General features: G+C 67.9%; 19 protein-coding genes. 9 read left to right on the top strand and 10 right to left on the bottom strand.

Annotated features, from left to right (window positions below):
• The first annotated feature begins 94 nt into the window (after positions 1-94).
• Complete coding sequence (locus BJ988_RS07760) at positions 95-565, top strand: Lrp/AsnC family transcriptional regulator (RefSeq protein ID WP_179657500.1); 471 nt, start codon at positions 95-97, stop codon at positions 563-565.
• A 21-nt stretch (positions 566-586) separates the two neighbouring features.
• On the top strand, positions 587-1,348 hold the full coding sequence (locus tag BJ988_RS07755; protein WP_179657499.1) for a class I SAM-dependent methyltransferase: 762 nt from the start codon (positions 587-589) through the stop codon (positions 1,346-1,348).
• A gap of 22 nt (positions 1,349-1,370) precedes the next feature.
• Here the strand turns inward: BJ988_RS07755 and BJ988_RS07750 are convergent, their stop codons facing one another.
• Together BJ988_RS07750 and BJ988_RS07745 are read right to left on the bottom strand one after the other, a co-directional pair.
• Entirely contained in the window at positions 1,371-2,456 is a 1,086-nt protein-coding gene (locus BJ988_RS07750; protein ID WP_179657498.1) for a sensor histidine kinase, read from the bottom strand.
• Positions 2,457-2,481: 25 nt separating this feature from the next.
• On the bottom strand, positions 2,482-3,147 hold the full coding sequence (locus tag BJ988_RS07745; protein ID WP_179657497.1) for a response regulator transcription factor: 666 nt from the start codon (positions 3,145-3,147) through the stop codon (positions 2,482-2,484).
• A gap of 86 nt (positions 3,148-3,233) precedes the next feature.
• On the opposite strand from BJ988_RS07745, the gene BJ988_RS07740 reads away from it, so the two are divergent.
• Positions 3,234-4,364, top strand: a complete 1,131-nt coding sequence (locus tag BJ988_RS07740; protein ID WP_179657496.1) for a peptidoglycan bridge formation glycyltransferase FemA/FemB family protein — start codon at positions 3,234-3,236, stop codon at positions 4,362-4,364.
• The gene (locus tag BJ988_RS07735; protein ID WP_179657495.1) at positions 4,364-4,936 is read left to right on the top strand and encodes a VanZ family protein; all 573 of its coding nucleotides are present in this window, start codon (positions 4,364-4,366) and stop codon (positions 4,934-4,936) included. Before BJ988_RS07740 ends, BJ988_RS07735 begins: the two co-directional genes overlap by 1 nt.
• 27 nt (positions 4,937-4,963) lie before the next feature.
• On the opposite strand, the gene BJ988_RS07730 is transcribed toward BJ988_RS07735, so the two are convergent.
• A complete protein-coding gene (locus BJ988_RS07730; RefSeq protein ID WP_179657494.1) occupies positions 4,964-6,070 on the bottom strand; it encodes a hypothetical protein in 1,107 nt (368 codons plus the stop codon).
• A 296-nt stretch (positions 6,071-6,366) separates the two neighbouring features.
• On the bottom strand, positions 6,367-6,792 hold the full coding sequence (locus BJ988_RS07725) for a hypothetical protein (protein WP_179657493.1): 426 nt from the start codon (positions 6,790-6,792) through the stop codon (positions 6,367-6,369).
• Positions 6,793-7,099: 307 nt separating this feature from the next.
• On the opposite strand from BJ988_RS07725, the gene BJ988_RS07720 reads away from it, so the two are divergent.
• Positions 7,100-7,639, top strand: coding sequence for a hypothetical protein (locus BJ988_RS07720; RefSeq protein WP_179657492.1), 540 nt, complete (start codon positions 7,100-7,102; stop codon positions 7,637-7,639).
• Positions 7,640-7,724: 85 nt separating this feature from the next.
• On the opposite strand, the gene BJ988_RS07715 is transcribed toward BJ988_RS07720, so the two are convergent.
• The 4 genes from BJ988_RS07715 to BJ988_RS07700 form a co-directional block, all read right to left on the bottom strand.
• Entirely contained in the window at positions 7,725-8,816 is a 1,092-nt protein-coding gene (locus BJ988_RS07715; RefSeq protein WP_179657491.1) for a PQQ-binding-like beta-propeller repeat protein, read from the bottom strand.
• Positions 8,817-8,982: 166 nt separating this feature from the next.
• Positions 8,983-10,158: a hypothetical protein gene (locus BJ988_RS07710; protein ID WP_179657490.1), complete on the bottom strand. Its 1,176-nt coding sequence runs from the start codon at positions 10,156-10,158 to the stop codon at positions 8,983-8,985.
• 4 nt (positions 10,159-10,162) lie between these two features.
• Complete coding sequence (locus tag BJ988_RS07705) at positions 10,163-10,681, bottom strand: hypothetical protein (RefSeq protein WP_179657489.1); 519 nt, start codon at positions 10,679-10,681, stop codon at positions 10,163-10,165.
• Positions 10,682-10,958: 277 nt separating this feature from the next.
• Positions 10,959-12,287 (bottom strand): UDP-N-acetylmuramoyl-tripeptide--D-alanyl-D-alanine ligase, encoded by a 1,329-nt coding sequence (locus BJ988_RS07700; protein ID WP_246321431.1) that lies wholly within the window; start codon positions 12,285-12,287, stop codon positions 10,959-10,961.
• Positions 12,288-12,453: 166 nt separating this feature from the next.
• Between BJ988_RS07700 and BJ988_RS07695 the strand changes: the two genes are divergently transcribed.
• From BJ988_RS07695 to vanX, 3 genes are read left to right on the top strand one after another with little or no spacing between them, the layout of a single operon-like run.
• A complete protein-coding gene (locus BJ988_RS07695) occupies positions 12,454-13,500 on the top strand; it encodes a D-isomer specific 2-hydroxyacid dehydrogenase family protein (RefSeq protein ID WP_179657487.1) in 1,047 nt (348 codons plus the stop codon).
• Between the two features lie 7 nt (positions 13,501-13,507).
• Complete coding sequence (gene vanA, locus BJ988_RS07690) at positions 13,508-14,569, top strand: D-alanine--(R)-lactate ligase (RefSeq protein WP_179661375.1); 1,062 nt, start codon at positions 13,508-13,510, stop codon at positions 14,567-14,569.
• Positions 14,566-15,180 (top strand): D-Ala-D-Ala dipeptidase VanX, encoded by a 615-nt coding sequence (vanX, locus tag BJ988_RS07685; protein ID WP_179657486.1) that lies wholly within the window; start codon positions 14,566-14,568, stop codon positions 15,178-15,180. The genes vanA and vanX overlap by 4 nt, the downstream gene beginning before the upstream one ends.
• Here vanX and BJ988_RS07680 read toward each other — a convergent pair.
• A complete protein-coding gene (locus tag BJ988_RS07680; RefSeq protein ID WP_179657485.1) occupies positions 15,156-16,022 on the bottom strand; it encodes a CHAD domain-containing protein in 867 nt (288 codons plus the stop codon). The two genes, vanX and BJ988_RS07680, sit on opposite strands and share 25 nt — an antisense overlap.
• Before the next feature lie 10 nt (positions 16,023-16,032).
• The gene (locus BJ988_RS07675; RefSeq protein ID WP_179657484.1) at positions 16,033-17,052 is read right to left on the bottom strand and encodes a hypothetical protein; all 1,020 of its coding nucleotides are present in this window, start codon (positions 17,050-17,052) and stop codon (positions 16,033-16,035) included.
• Positions 17,053-17,161: 109 nt separating this feature from the next.
• On the opposite strand from BJ988_RS07675, the gene BJ988_RS07670 reads away from it, so the two are divergent.
• Positions 17,162-17,770 (top strand): TetR/AcrR family transcriptional regulator, encoded by a 609-nt coding sequence (locus BJ988_RS07670; RefSeq protein ID WP_179657483.1) that lies wholly within the window; start codon positions 17,162-17,164, stop codon positions 17,768-17,770.
• Positions 17,771-17,799: the final 29 nt, after the last annotated feature.

The raw sequence follows: 17,799 nt of genomic DNA, 5'->3' as shown, positions 1-17,799 counted from the left end.
ACACCAAACAAGTTGACCACTTCGCACTGGTCAATCTGTCAGATCCGACCAGTTATCGCCGTACGACGCTAGGCAATCTGTCTATCATCGAGCCATGAACCTCGACGACCTCGACCTCACTCTCCTGGAGACGCTGCACGCCCACCCACGCGTCGGAGACCTCGAGCTCTCCAGGGTCGCCGGCGTCGCCCGCGCCACCGTGCAGAGCCGGCTGCGCAAGCTGGCCGAGGCCGGCGTGATCCGCGACTGGGCACCCACGATCGACCCGGCCGCCGCCGGCCACACCGTGCAGGCGTTCGTGACCCTGGAGATCTCCCAGGGCGCGCTCGAGGACGTACGCCGCGACCTCGCCGAGATCCCCGAGGTCCTCGAGGCGTACGTCACCACCGGCTCCTTCGACGTCTTCTGCAAGGTCGCGACCGGGTCGCACGCGAAGCTGCAGGAGGTGCTCGTCCGCATCGACCAGTCCCACGCCGTCGTCCGCTCGACCAGCGTGGTCACCCTCTCGACCCTCATCGAGCCGCGCACCCTGGACCTGCTGCGGACCGGGGCCACCACTCGGTGACCGAGAGGGGAGAATGTGGCCATGACCGACACCTTCGAGTCGTTGATCGCAGCAGGGGCAGCCGCCGACGTGACCGGGTGGGACTTCTCGTGGCTGGACGGTCGGGCCACCGAGGAGCGCCCCAGCTGGGGGTACGCCCGGCAGCTCGCCGACCGGCTCAGGCGGGCAGCGGCGTCGCTGGACATCCAGACCGGCGGCGGGGAGGTCCTTGCCGAAGCGAGGACCTTTCCCGCCACCGCGGTGGCGACGGAGTCGTGGCCGCCCAACGTCCTCGAGGCGACCCGACTGCTGCATCCGCGCGGCGTGGTCGTCGTCGCCGACCCGGACGAGCCGCCGCTGCCGTTCGCAGACGAGGGCTTCGACCTGGTGACCAGCAGGCATCCCGCGTCGATCTGGTGGGACGAGATCGCCCGGGTTCTCCGGCCGGGCGGGATCTACTTCGCCCAGCACGTGGGCCCGGCGAGCGTGTTCGAGCTGATCGAGTTCTTCCTCGGCCCCCAGCCCGAGGCCCGGCGAGGACGCCGTCCCGAAGACGAGGCAGCAGCGGCAGAGGCCGCCGGGCTGGAGATCGTCGACCTGCAGACCGCGAGGCTGCGGATCGAGATCCGTGACGTCGCGGCCGTCGTGTACCTGCTGCGGAAGGTGATCTGGTGGGTGCCGGGATTCACCGTCGAGAAGCACCGTGACCGACTTCGCGACCTCCACGACCTCATCCAGCGGGACGGGCCGTTCGTCGCACACTCCACCCGCCATCTCCTCGAAGCCCGCAAGCCGCCGGCCTAGCGCGGGCGTGGCCGCGGCCGGATCAGGCAGCCCGGGGCAGCTCGACCGAGACCCGCAGCCCACCACCGGAGCGGGCGAGCACGGCGAGGTTGCCGTCGTGGGCGCGGGTGATGCTCTTGACGATCGCCAGCCCCAGACCGACGCCGGCCTGGTCCCCGTGAATGCGCTGGGTGCCTCGTTGGAACGGCTCGGTGAGCGTGGCGACGAGCTCACGAGCGAGCTCCTCGCCGGTGTTCGCGACGGAGAGGACCACGCTCTTCTCGGTGGCGACGACGGTGACCGACACCGACCCGTCCTCGGTCAGGTTGTGGACGATCGCGTTGTGGATCAGGTTGGTCGCGACCTGCAGCAGGAGTGCCGGAGAGCCGATGACCGAAGCCTGGTCGCCAGAGGTCTCGATCCGCACCCCGCGGTGCTCGGCGAGCGGCAGCAGTGTCTCGACCGCCTCCTCCGCCACCAGTGACAGATCGACCGGCTCACGGGCGAAGGAGCGCTGGTCGGCGCGGCTGAGCACGAGGAGAGCCTCGGTCAGGTCGATCGCGCGGGAGTTGATCAGGCGCAGCCGGTCGACGAGCGCCTCGACGTTGCGGTCGGGGTCCTTGCCGGCGACGTCGAGCAGCGTCTGCGTGATCGCCAGCGGCGTACGCAGCTCGTGGGAGGCGTTGGCGGCGAACCGCTGCTGCTCGGCCACCTGCGCCTCGAGCTTGGCGAGCATGTCATCGAATCCGTCGGCGAGCTCACGGAACTCGTCGCCGGGACCTTCGAGCTCGATTCGGTGCGAGAGCGACCCGTCGGCGGCCGTACGCGTCGCCTCGGTGATCCTGGTCAACGGGGCGAGCATCCGTCCGGCGAGGATCCAGCCTCCCACCAGCCCGAACACGAGCAGGCCGGCCATCATCATGGCCGCCCGCGGCACGAAGGCACGCTCCAGGTCGGAGCGGTTGGGGACGAAGGGTGCGCTCGGCCGTCCAGGCTCCTGCGGCCACTGCACCCATACTCCGTCAGGTACGTAGCGCAGCAGGAAGACCCACACCACCGCGAGCAGCAGGACACCGGTGACCACGATGACGCCGGCGTAGCTCAACGTCAGCTTGAGCCTGACGCTCATCCCCGGGCGTCGGCGACCCGTTTCGCTAGGCGTCGACATCGATGCGGTATCCCACGCCCGGCACGGTCGCGATGATCGCCGGCTCGCCGAGCCGCTTGCGCAGGGCGGAGACGGTGATGCGAACGGCGTTGGTGAACGGGTCGGCGTTCTCGTCCCACGCCCGCTCCAGCAGCTCTTCGGCGCTGACGACGCCGCCTTCGGCCGCGGCGAGCACCTCGAGCACGGCGAACTGCTTGCGGGTCAGCGCGACGTAGCGGCCGTCGCGATAGACCTCCCGCCGGAACGGGTCGATCCGCAGGCCGGCGATCTCCCGCACCGGCGGCCGGTTGTGGGCGCGCCGCCGGTCGAGGGCCCGCAGCCGCAGCACCAGCTCGCGCAGCTCGAACGGCTTGGTCAGGTAGTCGTCGGCACCCAGCTCGAACCCAGAGGCCTTGTCGTCGAGCCGGTCGGCGGCGGTGAGCATCAGGATGGGCATCCCGGTCCCGGAGGCGACGATCCGCTTGGCGATCTCGTCGCCCGAGGGACCGGGGATGTCGCGGTCGAGCACGGCGATGTCGTAGGCGTTCACGCTCAGCATCTCCAGAGCCGTGTCGCCGTCACCGGCGATGTCGGCGGCGATCGCCTCCAGCCGCAATCCGTCCCGGATGGCCTCAGCCATCAACGGCTCGTCCTCGACCACCAGCACCCGCATGCCAATGATCCTAGGTCGATGACATATCGCCGATGTATCCGAAACGGCATATGCCCTGACGACACCCATCCAGGTTGACTGGCAGGGTGACCTTCACCGTCAGACCGATCAGTTCCACCGAGCACCTCGACCACATCAGGTCGCGGCGCTCGGTCAGCTTCCAGCAGACCCCGGCCTGGGCCGCGGTGAAGACCGAGTGGCGTGCCGAGTCGCTGGGTTGGTACGCCGGCGAGCGGCTCGCCGGAACCGGGCTGGTGCTTCACCGGCCGGTGCCGCGGCTGGGCTACACGCTGGCGTACCTTCCGTGGGGGCCGGACATCGACTGGGCCGGTGGGCTCACCGTCTGGATGCCGCCGCTGGTCTCCTACCTGCGCTCGCAGGGCGCGTTCGCGATCCGGGTCGCTCCCCCGGTGCGGACCGACATCTGGAGCGCCGCGGAGGTCAAGGAGGGCATCGCAGACCCGGGGGTCGTCCGCCTCACCGATCTGCCCGGGCGCGCCGACCCGGTCGGCAACGACGTGGCCCGGTATCTGTGCGACTCCGGCTGGATCCCGCAGAACCCCGAGAGCGGGTTCGGGGCGGGGCAGCCGCAGTTCACGTACGAGATCCCGCTGCGCCGCCCGGACGGGACGGCGCGTTCCGAGGACGACGTGCTCACCGGGATGAACCAGCTCTGGCGGCGCAACATCAAGAAGGCCGCCAAGGCCTGCGTCGAGGTCACCGCCTCGACCGGTGGGGAGGACCTGAAGGCGTTCCACGACCTCTACGTCCACACCGCCGAGCGCGACCGGTTCACGCCGAGGCCGCTGGCCTACTTCGAGAAGATGTTCACGGCGCTGAGAGCCGAAGACCCCGCACGGATCAGCCTCTACCTCGCCCATCACGACGGTGACCTGGTCGCAGCGACGATCTACGTCCGCGTCGGCGGCCACGCCTGGTACGTCTACGGCGCCTCGTCGACGACGAAACGGGACGTACGCGGCTCCAACGCCTGTCAGTGGGCGATGATCCGCGACTCGCTGGCCGCCGGCTGCGACGTCTACGACCTGCGCGGCATCACCCCGACCCTGTCCACCGACGACTCCCACGTCGGACTGATCCAGTTCAAGGTCGGCACCGGCGGGCAGGCGGTGAGGTACGTCGGCGAGTGGGACCTGCCGCTGCGCCCGATCGTCTATCGGGCCTTCGACCTCTACATGAGACGGCGGAACCAGTGATGATGAACGAATCGGGCTCACTCACCTTCATGGGCATCGCCCTGCTCACCATCCTGGCGCTGCCCGTGGCGATGGCGGCGGTGCCGCTCCTGGCGCTGTTGCGCCGGGGGTTCGGTCTGGCGCCGGGCCGGGCATGGCGTACGTCGCTGGCCGAGGTCGCGATCGTCTACGGCACCGTGCCGTTCGTACTGCTGACGATGGTCCCCGGCCCGATGGCCGGTCAGGTCGACGGCAGCGTGAGCCTGGTGCCGCTCGAGGATCTGCCGACCATGACGCCCATCGGCGTCGTCGGCAACCTGCTGATCTTCGCCGCGGCCGGCTTCTTCGGCCCGATCCGATTCCGGGTGCTGCGCTCGGTGGGGCGGGTCCTCGTCCTGGGCATCGCCGGGTCGGTGACGATCGAGACCCTGCAGCACACCCTGCGCCTGGACCGGGTCTCTTCCATCGACGATGTGCTCCTCAACGCCGGCGGCGCCACCGTCGCCGCGATCTTGTCGTGGCCCTGGTGGCGGCAGTGCACCGCGACCGCACCGAGCACGGCGAACAGCAACGGTCTGGTGCGGTCGGTCTGACCGCACCAGACCGTACGGCCGTGCTGGCTACGCGTCTGGTCGGTTGCGGAGCTGCCGCTTCTGCTCGTCGTCGAAGCGTTTCAGCGCAAGAAGGCGTTCGTACTCTTCGTCGCTGTAGTCCGCCGAGTAGTCGGCCACGAAGTCGAGGTCCGGATCGCCGCTCTGCTTGTCCTTGCCCCTACCTCCGCGACCGGCCGCTCCGGCACCTGCGCCACGCATCTGGCCACGGCTGCCCGCACCGGCCGCAGCCCGACCGCCGGCGCCGGCTCCGGCTCGGCCTCCTGCGCCGCGCGCGCCAGCGGCACCCGATCGTGCAGCCTGGCCGGGGGCTCCGACCCTCGGCGCCGTGCTGGCCGCCCTTCCGGCGGCGGCCCTCGCCGGGCTGCTGGCGGCACCGACCTTGCCGGCGGCTGCTGCCGCTCCGGCACCGAACTTGGCCCTCAGCGCCGCGGCGGCGCCGACCGCGAGCCCGGCGCCGCCGAGCCCGATCCCAAGCGCAGCCGCTCCGCCGGCGCCACCGCCGAGCGGTGCCAGACCTTCCGCGGTCTCGATGCTGGCGTAGTTCGTTGCCGGTGCAGGAGAGCCATCAGCGTTGACCCACACTCCGGCGGCGTTGTCCCACTCCGGGATGTTCTCGGCGTGGGCCTGCCTGATGATCTCCTTCTGCTCTGCCCGGATCTGGTGTCCCTCGCCCTCGGCGTAGAGCGTGCCCGGGTTCACCGAGTCGTACTTCGCCTGAGCCGCGGCGACCGCGCTGCGCGAGCCCGGGCTGGAATAGCCCCCGGACGAACTGCCCGAGCCACCGCTGCCGTTCGACCCGGGCGCCGTCGACGACGGCGGCTCCGTGATCGCCCGCACCTTCGGCTCGGCTTCCTGATTGCCGTCATCGATCTGCTGGCACTGGATGGCCGCCTCCCGCTCGGCATCCGCGATCGCCTGCGCCTCCGCCGCGTGCTTTGCCTTCGCCTCGCTCAGCGCACTCTCGCGACTCGCCTTCTCGGCCCCGGTGTGACCCTCGGTCGTGTACGCCGGGTCGGATGCGCTCGGCGCCGCGCCGTGGGAGGTCGGCAAGTTGGCCTCGTGGAAGTCATACTTCTGCTTGGCTCGGTCGTATCGTTCCGCAACGCGCGACATCGCGGCGCAGGCTGCCGCAATCGTAGCCGCCTTCTCGAGCATCTGCTCCGACGCCTCGTTGTACGAGCTCGCGGCCCTCTGAGCCGTAAAGGAGGACTCGGCAAAAGCGTCCCCACATCCCTTTGCCAGGGTCGTGAACTGCGTAGCAGCAGCCCGAAACAGCCTTTCGGACCTGCGCCAGTTGGTGACGTGTGCGTCGATGTCTTGCGCATCGGCTGCCAGGAGGTATTGCTGCAGGCGAATCATGTGCGGGCCCTTGACCCGGCCGACACCGCCTCCACCATCAACGGCCCCCATCAGGCACCGTCCTCTACGGACGAGGAGCCCATGATCTCGGCGCGCGATTGCATCTCCTGGAGCAGTCCAGGCGGTATCGGCAGGAAGGGGATCGGAAGAGGCAGTGCATCAGGACGATCGTCCTCGCCCAAGCCCATATGGAGCGGCTGGCTCACCATCGCAACGCCCGCGCTCAATGCTTTGCCCCAATCGCCGGCGTCTCCATCTGCGCCTGTGATTTCTTTGGCTGCGCGGTCAGTTCCGTCGTAGAACTTGATCAGAGCGTCCGAAAGGTGTGACAGCGTGCTGCTGATCCGCTCGGTCGCGAGATCGAGCTGAGTCTTGAGTGACTCGCCAGTCGCGCCTTGCCCGAGAAGTCCCGGACGTGGCGCCTCCACCCGCAGTTTGTCGACGTCGACCTTCATGTCGACAAGCATGTTCTTCATACTGTCGACAATCTCTTGATCGACCTTGGTCTCTTTCCCGCTCCCCACGGAATCCCCCTCAGATGGCGCATGTGTTGAAGCGTCGACCGAACGCGCTGTCGAGGCGGTGACCCGGGACCCATCAACCTTCAATTACGCATTTTGCAGGACGGTCATCATCCTGTCCACGACGTTGTACGTCCTGGTTCAGCGTTGCATCTCGCGGCCTCGACTGCGGCTCGCTACGCTCGCCACCATGCCGACAACTCGGGCGCGGACCCGCCACATGGTTTCAGTCTCTGCTGTTGTTGCCATCACGCTTCTAGGCATGACGTTGAGCGCATGCGGCTCGACCGAGGACGCTGGCGAGGGCGCCACGTCCGCAAGCCCGACCAGCCCGGCATCGGCGAGTCCTTCTGAGCCGAATGCCGGATGGCACCCAGCCAAGGACGACGGGGGCCAGTTCTTCGTCCCGCCAGACTGGGACGTCGAGGAGGGACCCACCGGGCTCGAGTTGCAGGCGCCGCCCCAGCGGGAAGGCGGGGCTCGTGTAGGTGGCGGGACTTTCACGTCAAACCCGACACTTGACTCGGACGATGCTATCGATAGCGCCGCCGAGGTATCGCTGAAGTTCTCGAAGAAAGCTGGCCAAGACAAGGTCGAGCGCCTTCCAGACGTGACTCTCGGCGGGGTCCGCTTTTACCACGTCCGCGGCGAGAATGACGCCCAGTGGGTCGACGAGTACGGGACGGTCCACAATGGACAACTTGTCGGTGTCCTATGGATGTTCAACCGCGGCATGGTCGATCGCAAGCAGATTGATGAGATGATCAATCAGGTGATGTCGACCTTCGAACCTGCCTCCTGATCGGACGCAGACCCGCCGTCGCAACTGGTCCGTCTCGCGCCCCGTGGCCGCGCATCGGTGCGCAAACAGGCGCCCGGTCGTCACCTCATCCAGGCAACCTATAGGCGCGCAATTCCTTGTATCCGATCAGCAGCCACCTGTCGTGGAGACTCAACGTGCCGTCGAGCGTACTCAGACCGTCCGGCTCGGTCGCACCCCCGGGGATCGTCGCGAGCGTGGTGACGTGGTCGGGGTCGTCCGGATTCCAGGCATGCACGACCGCGTTGGTCGGCGCGTCCCCGGAGGTTGGCCCGACAGTGATGACCGTGGCGCCATCCACGCCCGCGACAGACTCGCCCTCAGCCAGTTTGCTGGTCGCCACTTCTCGTCCATCCGTCAAGTCATACACCTTGAGCAACGTGCTCTCGTTCAGCATGACGTAAAGGCGCTCGCCGACGACTTGCGCGAAGCGGATCGTCTCGGGCGGGAGCGAGTTCACCGTCTCCCCCACCTGGGTCACCTTTCCCCCGCGCAGCGACCATAGCCCGAAGACGTTCCCACCGGTGCCAGCTACGACGAGGGGGTCTGCGCTGACCACCCGCCATGGCGTTGCGGGTACCGGCGCGCCACTGAACGAAGCCAACTGGTCACCCGTCTCGGCGCCATAGGTCTCGTACGCGTTCTGACCACGGGTGCCCGAGACCACGACATTCTCGTACGACGCCGTTGCTGTGCAGTCGGCGCCAGGGAACGTATGGCGGACTGCTCCGAACCCCATGTCGAGGGTTGCCGCGCCACTGCACTGGCTGGTGACGGTGACCGCTTCGTCGGTCACCGAGATGCCGTTCGTGCCAGCGGGATGTGGGTTGCCACCCGAGGGGTTGTTCAGCCCTGAATCGGCCGACCAGACTTGCTTCCCAGTGCTCGTGTCGAAGGTGGTGACCTTTGTGCAGCGCTCGCCTGACAGCACGGCGCCAGTCCCGTCAGAGGTGAGATCGAACGACGCGGCGCAGATCTCACCGCCGGGGATTCCGGCCGTCCACCGTTTGTCCCCGCTCGCTAGATCGTACGAGACCAGTTCTGTCGCTCCGAGTGAGATCACTGAGTCGTCGGTCACCCAGCGGGTTGGTCCGAGATCGAATCGGCCACGCGTAGACAAGTCGTTGAGAGTGAACGCGTTCGGCTGATCGAGTGCCACCTGCCAACTCAGCGAGAGCGACTTCCCTGCTGTGGGTTCTGGATCCGGGTCAGCTTGTGTCCCACACGCGGCGAGAACAAGCCCACCCACGAGAAGCGCGCCGCAGGCACCGAGAGAGGAACGTCCCGGCCGTGCAAGGCGGGTGAGCGCGGATGGCCTGTTGAACCTAATTGTACGAATCCTCTCCGCGAAGGCTTCTGTCCGGAACCTGCGGGAGCTGGATCTGGTCCCGCAGGACGTGCATCTGGGTCTCAACGCCATCACCGCTGTAAGCGCTGCCGGCGAGGTCGTTGGGATCCGGCACGCTGCTGCCTGTTCCCCCGGCTTGCAGGCTGTCGAGCGCGTCGTTGTAGGCGCTGTAGTAGTCGTTGTAAAGGGTTTCAGTGAGGCCGGTGTAGATCTGCTCGGCCGTCTTCACCTCGATGCGTGTGTGCTTCTCAGGAAGGAAATCCTTGCCCGACACATCTTCGATGTCCTTGATCAGCGCCCGGGCCTTGTCGACATGACCCTGAAAGTCAGTCACCTTTTGAACCGCGTCGCCGACAACCGGGACAGTGTCAGCGAGCAGGTCCAGAGCGGAACTGCCGATCTGTTGAATGTCCGCGACCCAGGTGGGGACATCTGCGGGTTCGGGTGGCTCGAGGTCGTAGTGCGCCCATTGATCGAGTTGGGCTTTGAGACCCTCAAGAACGGAGTCCAAAAAGAACTGGGCGCCGAACTGGGTGCCACTGATGATCTTCGCGGCAGCAGAGAACCCAAACGTGACCATGCCCAGGAACGTGCCGCAGATTCCGATCGACTCGTTGTAATTGCTGTAGAACTCGTAGAAGGCGTTGCCAGCTTCGCCGTGCCATTGCGTTGGCAATGTACCGAGCTTCGCCCAGTCGTCGACCGTTGCCTGGGTCAGCGGGACCACTGCGTTGCGTTGCATCTCGAGAATGGTGCTGACCATCGCAGGCACGTCGGGTTGCAGGAACTGGTTACACACACTCGTGGCGTAGCCTGCAACCCCGGATGCCCACGCAGCGCCGTCCTGCCAAGCCATGTCGGCTCCCCGCTGGATGAGCTTGCGGTAGTTTTCCACGTCGAACGTGGTGTCAGCGGGTGTGCGGATATCGAGCCACCAGGTCCGTGACGGCTCGACTTTGAACCGCCCCTCAGGGCAGGGAAACGAGTATCCGTCGTCGAGTCGCATCACGGTGAGAAGCGGGTGTTCGCTCCCGACAGAATCCTGTTGAATCTCGCGGAGGTACTTCCACGCGTTCTCGTTGCCGCGAAGGTAGCCGAGGTGAGTCTCGATATCCCGCAAGGTCTGCTCGAATGTGTCGCGCGAGAATGCCATGGTCTCACCCCCTCCGCTTCTGGCGCTCGTGCTCGAACTCGCTGTTCTCTTCGTTCTCCTCGCGCTGGTCGGCATCTACGCTAGGCGCATCGGGGTCTGGAGTGGAGGGGGTGTTTTCGTCTCCAGCACCGGCGCCGGGGCCCTCAAGTTTGGCCAGCCAAGGTGGAGTGTCGGCGGCGCGTGGTTGCGGCGCGTTCTGAAGATTGTTCTCCAGTCGGTTGAAGTCATCGCGGGCGGCTTGGTCCGTCCTCCGGTAGTCGTCAGCCGTCTTGATCATCGCTGTGGCGGCGTGGTTGAGCGAGATCACACCCTGGCGGACGACGTCATAGACGTCGTTGCCTACGCCGAGCATCGTACGGAGAATCGCGGGATCTCCCGCCAGCGCTGCTTGCTGGTTGAGCACCTCAAGCTGACCTGAAACATCTCCGGCAAGCTTGGACAGGCGATCTGCGGCGGCAGGCATGAGTTCCTTGCCTGCCGTGTAGAGCCTTTCGATGTCCGTTTGAAGAGTCGGCTCGCTCATCGCGCCCAGCCTCCACCCGAGACTGGGTGTGCAAAACTGCTAACAGTCTCTACCACAGCAGTCTCCCGAGAATTGTCGTCACAGGTTTGTTCACGATGTGCTCATACCCGCGAGCGCCGTATATAAACGTAAAATCTCAAGTTTCGGCCCCGTGGTCGGGTGTTCGACATCCGCGGAGCAACGTTGAGGAGACTACGCCAAGCAGGTCGAGAGCGCGCGGCGTTCGACCACCTGCTTACCGCGTCGCACCCTGATAGTGCCGTCAGAGCCTTAGGCATCAGCCTAGTGCCGCGGCGACCTCGTCGAGGCGGGCGCCGCGTGAGGCCTTGACGAGGACCACGTCGCCGGAAGCAACGTGGCTCCGCAGCCAAGCAATGGCGGCGGCGTTGTCGGGCAGCGCGAGGGCCCTCTCCCCCGCGCCGTCGGCGATGACGGCGGCGGCCTCGCCGATGGTGATGACGAGGTCGGCCCGGGTCGCTGCGTACGTCCCGATCTCGTGATGGGCGTCGCGGCTCGCCTCGCCGAGCTCGAGCATCTCGCCGAGGACGGCGATGCGGCGCTTGGCGTCGATCGAGGCGAGCGCGTCCAGGCCGGCACGGGTGGACTCGGGGTTGGCGTTGTAGGAGTCGTCGAGGAGGGTCGCGCCGCTGTCGAGGGCGCGCAGCTCCATGCGCCACTTCGAGATCGAGGCGGTGTTCAGGGCGGTCGCGGCCTGTTCGAGGGGGACCCCGGCGGTCAGGCCCGCTGCCGCGGCGGCCGCGGCGTTGAGCGTCCAGTGGGCGCCGACGAACGGGAGCCTGACGACAGCGCTGTCGCCGTCGTAACGCAACGTGAACGAGGGCCGGCCGAGCCGGTCCAGGGACAGGCCGCACACGCGTACGCTCGCGCAGTCACCGGCGCCGAAGGCCAGCACCGGACCGTCGGTGAGTTCGGACATCGCGAGCACTCTGGGGTCGTCGGCGTGGAGCACGGCCGTGCCGCCGGCAGCGAGCCCGCGCACCAGCTCGCTCTTGGCCACAGCGATCGCCTCGCGCGACCCGAACTCGCCCAGGTGTGCCTGACCGACGTTCGTGACGACGGCGATGTCCGGCGCGACCAGGCCGGTCAGCTCGGCGATGTCGCCGATGTGCCGGGCCCCCATCTCGAGCACGAGGAACCTCGTGGTCCTGTCGGCGCGCAGCATGGTGAGAGGTACGCCGAGCTCGTTGTTGAACGACCCTGAGGTCGCCACGGTCGGCGCAGCGGTCGACAGCACGGCCTCGATCATGTCCTTGGTGCTGGTCTTGCCCTGGGAGCCGGTGACCGCGACCACGGTCATCTCCTCGCGCAGCATCGAGACGACATGGGCGGCCAGGCGTTGCAGCGCGGCCTGCGCATCCTCGACGACGACGGTCGGGAGGGCTGTCGGGCGCGAGCCGAGCGCGGCGACGGCGCCGGCCGCGGCCGCCTGTGGCGCGTACTCGTGGCCGTCGGCGTGCTCACCGGCGAACGCGACGAAGAGGCCGCCGGGATCCGCCGCGCGGCCGTCGATCACGGCCGGGGCGTTCACCGTCACGGAGCCGTCGCCGACGACCTTCCCGCCGACCAACGAGGCTATTTCGTCCAAGCTGAGGGGAATCATCCCATCAGTCTTCGAGATCCGGTGTTGTCGGCGCGTATGCGCTAAACGATATGCGGACGATAACCGCGCCCGAGATCGCCGAACCACCTATCGCCGGCATATCGGAAAATCCATACGGGCCCGCAACTGCTCATGGAGTTTGCTGGCGGCGATGATCAACCACGAACCGACCCTGACGGCACTGACAGAACCGACACATCCGACACATCCGACCTCGATCTCGTCGGCCTTCCAGATCGCGGTCTACGGCTGCGCACCCGACGAGAAGGGACTCTTCGAGTCGCTGGCACCCACGCTCGGCGTCTCCCTGACCACCACGCCCGAGGCGGTCGATGCGGACAATGCCGAGCTGGCCCGCGGAAACCGGTGCGTCAGTGTGAGCCATAAGACGCCGATATCGAATGCGACGCTCCTGGCCCTGAAAAGGGCAGGGGTGCGATATGTCTCGACGCGAAGCGTGGGATTCAACCATATCGACGTCGAATTCGCGGCGAACATCGGGATGACGGTCGGGAACGTCGCCTATTCACCCGACTCGGTGGCCGACTACACGCTGATGCTGATGCTGATGTCGGTGCGCGAGGCCAAGGCGACGATCCGGCGCACCGACGCCCACGACTACCGCCCGGCGACCGCTCGGGGCCGCGAGCTGCGCGACCTGACCGTCGGCGTGGTCGGGACCGGGCGGATCGGCGCTGCGGTCATCGACCGGCTGCGGGGCTTCGGCTGCGAGGTGCTCGCCTACGACATCCGGCCCCGCCCGGCGACCGCGGGGGTCGAGCACGTCGACCTCGACACCCTCGTCGAGCGCAGCGACGTGGTCACTCTCCACGCGCCGCTCAGCGAGGAGTCGCACCATCTCCTCGACCGGCGGCGCATCGCCCGGATGCGCCCCGGCGCGTACGTCATCAACACCGGCCGCGGGGCGCTCATCGAGACGCCGGCGCTCGTTGTGGCCCTCGAGGAGGGCCGGTTGGGCGGCGCGGCCCTGGACGTCGTCGAGGGCGAGGAAGGCATCTTCTATGCCGATCTGAGGGGACGCGAGATCCCCAACGGCTGGCTGGCGCGGCTCCAAGAGATGCCGAACGTGCTGGTCAGCCCGCATATCGCCTATCTCACCGACCATGCCCTCCAGGACACGGTCGAGAACTCCATCATGAACTGTCGTGAATTCGAAAGCAGGTTCCAGCATGTCTGAGTCCAAGATGTCCAAGTCGCCCAGGCTCAAGGTCGGCGTCATCTTCGGTGGCGTCTTCGAGGAGCACCCCGTCTCGGTGAAGTCGGCCCAGGAGGTGGCGAGGCACCTCGACGCCGACAAGTACGAGGCGTACTGGATCGGCATCACCAAGAGCGGCGACTGGCGCCTGTGCGACGGGCCGGAGGCGAGCTGGGAGGACGGCGCGCACCGCCCGGTGGTGCTCTCCCCCGACCGCAGCGTCCACGGGCTGCTCGTCCTCGACGAGGGCAAGTACGAGCCGGTCCGGCTCGACGTCGTGCTGCCGGTCCTGCACGGCAAGCTCGGCGAGGACGGCGCGATCCAGGGGCTCTTCGAGCTCTCCGGGATCCCCTACGTCGGCTGCGACGTGCAGAGCTCGGCGCTGTGCATGGACAAGTCGCTGGCCTACACGGTCGTCGGCGAGGCAGGCATCCCGACGCCGAACTTCTGGATCCTCGGCCCCGATGACACTGTGCAGACCATTGGCGACGCCGGCGCTCTCCCCTACCCGGTCTTCGTGAAGCCCGCCCGCTCCGGATCGTCCTTCGGCGTCAGCAAGGTGACCTCGGCGGACGAGCTGGCCGAGGCGGTGGCGACGGCGCGGCAGTACGACCAGAAGGTGCTCGTCGAGGAAGGGGTCGTCGCCGAGGAGATCGGCTGCTCGATCCTCGGCAACGGCACCGACCTGGTCACCGGAGAGGTCGACCACGTCGCGCTCTCGCACGGCTTCTTCAAGATCCATCAGGAGGACGCCCCCGAGACCGGCTCGGAGAACGCGACCTTCATCGTGCCGGCCGACATCCCTGCCGAGGCGCAGGCGCTGGTCAAGGCCGAGGCGCAGCGGGTCTACCGCGCGCTGGGCTGCCGCGGACTGGCGCGGGTCGACATGTTCCTCAAGGCTGACGGCACCGTGGTGCTCAACGAGGTCAACACCTTGCCCGGGCTCACCTCCTACAGCCGCTACCCGCGGATGATGGCCGCGGCCGGGATCTCGATGACCGAGCTCCTCGACCGCGCGGTCGCCCTGGCGCTGGAGGAGACGGCTCGATGAGGGACGGGTTCGCCTTCGTCGACGAACTGGTGCCCGGCATCCGCTGGGACGCCAAGTACGCCACCTGGGACAACTTCACCGGAAAGCCCGTCGACGGCTATCTGGTGAACCGGATCGTCGGAACCCGCGAGCTCTGCGCAGCGCTCACCCAGGCACGGGACGATGCGGCAGCCCTCGGGTTCGGCATCCTGCTGTGGGACGGCTACCGCCCCCAGCGCGCCGTCGACGCCTTCCTGCGCTGGGCCGAGGAGCCCCCACCCGCGGACGACGCGCGCAAGCGCGCCCACTACCCCGCGATCACCCGCCCGGAGATGTTCGAGAAGGGGTACGTCGCCACGAAGTCCGGTCACAGCCGCGGCAGCACCGTCGACCTGACCCTCTTCGATCTGGCCTCCGGCGAGCTGCTGGACATGGCCGGCGACCACGACCTGATGGACGAGATCTCCCACCACGGCGCCGCCGGGGTCTCCGAGGTCGCGGCGCGCAACCGGTCACAGCTGTGCTCGGTGATGGAGTCGTGCGGGTTCAGCCGCTACGAGAGCGAGTGGTGGCACTACTCGCTGATCGAGGAGCCCTTTCCCGACACCTACTTCGACTTCCCTGTGGTCTGACTCAGCCAGCCGTGGACCTTCGGGCGGTTCGCCTTCTTCCAGACGGAGGCGAACCGCTCCTCGGCGGCATCGGCGGCGGCCTCCTCGGCCTCGAGGAACTCACGAAGGGCATCGTCGTGCTCAGGGAGCTCCTCGATCGCCCGGATCATGACCACGGAGTCGTTGAGGTCGCCGAGCGCCGACTGGATCGATCTGGCGGCATCCGCGCAGCGCTCGGCGTCCTTGCCGAAGACCTCCCGCAGCGACTCCGCCGTGTAGCGGGTGCGCTTGGCCTTCTTGCGCACCTCGTGGAGCTGCTCGCGCCGCCGACCGGCGCTGGTAGCGCGGTCGGCCTTGTCGACAGCGGCCGCCAGCCGCCTCCAGTCGCGGCGGAGGCGCTTGCGCAGCGGCTTCTTGTCCGGGCCGCCTGCGGACCACGGGAGACCGTCGGTCGCGGCGAGACCGGCGATCAGCGCACGGTAGCGCTCCCCGTCGAGCTCCGGCAGCAGCCGGGCGCGACCTACTGCGTGCTGCTCGGCGATCGCCGCTCGGAGTGCGTCGATGCCGGACGGTCCTGGACCGTGCTCGGCCGCCCAGCGTCGGAGCCGCTTGCGGAGCACCTCTGCGTCGCGTACGTCTCCGAGGAGGGCGGCGAGCCACTTCAGCTCGGACCGGAGGGGCTCGGTCCGCTCCGAGTCGAGGAGCGGGCGGTAGGTCACCAGGGCGCTGCGCAGCCTGCGTACGGTCACCCGCATCTGGTGGACCGAGTCGTCCTCGTCGCGCAGCACGAGCCGGCCCCAGCGGTGGAGGGCGGCCACCTGGTCGCGCCACCACTCGCCGACCGGCTCGTGTGGATGAGTCATCCCTACAGTTCTACCGTGCTACGGCCTCCGCGTCACGCGTGGTTCGCTCGGCTGCCTCCGCCTCGACTCTGGGCTTCTCGCTGGGCTTCTCGCGGTGCGGGAGCACGGTGAGGAGCAGGCCTGCGCCGGCCCAGCAGGCGAGGACGATCAGCGGCATGGCGGTCCCGGCACCGTCGAAGAAGGAGAAGCCGCGCAGCGCCGATCCGGCCGCTCCCGGGGGCATCAGCTGGCCGAGCCATCCGAACGGCACCATCTCCGGCGCTGAGGTGATCCCGGAGATCGGGTTGCCGACCAGCAGGACGAGCAGCGCCACGATGCCGACACCGGCCGGTCCGATGAGATGGCGCAGGCCGATGATCGGGAGCGCGACCGCCAGGATGCCGAGGGCGACGACGCCGGCGTTGGCCAGGTAGCTGCCCTCCAGGGCGCCGAGCCAGCCCTGGACGACGCCGATCATCGCCAGGCCGCCACCGATCGCGATCAGGAACGCGGCCGCGACCCGGTCTCGGGTGCGGGTCAGCACCAGCGAGGTGATGGCGCCGGCCATGATGCCGCCGATGACCAGCGGCAGGGCGGACGCGCCGAAGACGATGCCGCGCGGGTCGTCCTCCGCGCTCGGCATGACGTCGGTGACCGTGGGCTGGGCGCCGGGCTGGCCTCCGGACTCACCACCCATGGCGGTGGCCATCTGGGTGAGCTGCTGAGCGACGTTGGCGCTGGCCGCGGAGGCGACCAGGACCTCTTGACCCTCAGGACCTACGAGGATCGCGCCGTACGCCTCCCGGTTCTCGATCGCCTCGACCGCTGCTTCGCGGTCCGCGACCGCGGTGACCTCGAAGGCGTCCTCCCCCACGCTGGTGGCGAGCTGGGTCTCGATCTGGGTGACCACGGCCTCGGGGCCGGCCACGACCAGCGGTAGCGATCTGGGCTCCATCTCGCTGGCGGGCCAGGCGAACGCGGAGATGAGCAAGGTGAGCAGGGTGACCAGGCCGAGGCTGATCCCGATCACGGCTTTCACTGACTTGGACATGGCGATTCCTTAAAAACGAATGTTCATTCTCTTTGAGGAGCACTCTCCTCCTCCCGCGCCGATTTATCAAGAACGAGCATTCGTTTTCTTTTGAGGTACGCTTCGTCGCATGCCCAAGGTCAGCGATGAGCACCGCACCGAGAAACGTCAGCAGATCATCGCGGCGACGCTGCGCTGCGTGGAGCGCGACGGGTTCCACAAGACGACGATGGCCGACGTGGTCCGGGAGTCCGGTCTCTCCGCCGGCTCGGTCTACACCTACTTCCGCGGGAAGCACGAGATCATCCACGCGATCGCCTCCTCCGGGGTGACCGGTATCAAGGACGCGATCAACGACCTCGTCGTCGAGGCCGGCTCGGGCGGCGCCCCTCCCCCACCCGAACGGGCGATCGAGACCGCCACCCAGCACCTCCTGAACCTCTCCGAGGAGCTCGGCATCAACCTGCCTCGCATCGCCCTGCAGACCTGGGCCGAGGCTGCCCGCGACCCCGAGTTCCTCGCGCTGATGGCCCCCGAGGCGCGCGGCATCCGCGCGGCATGGCGGGGCTACGCCGAGGCCGCCATCGAAGCGGGGCAGTTCCGCAAGGACGCGGACCCCGAGAAGATCGCGATGGTGCTCACCGGCCTGCTGCCCGGCTACATCCTGCAGCTGGTCGTGATCGGCGACGTGACCCCGAAGGCGTACGCGGCGGGGCTCACCCACCTGCTTGGCCGGTAGATCGCCGGGCGGGCAGGTCCACCGGGCAG

It is taken from the genome of Nocardioides panzhihuensis (assembly GCF_013408335.1).
GTDB lineage: Bacteria > Actinomycetota > Actinomycetes > Propionibacteriales > Nocardioidaceae > Nocardioides > Nocardioides panzhihuensis.
The sequence above is the reverse complement of the archived record's forward strand: the minus strand, read 5'-3'. Positions and strand labels throughout refer to the sequence as shown.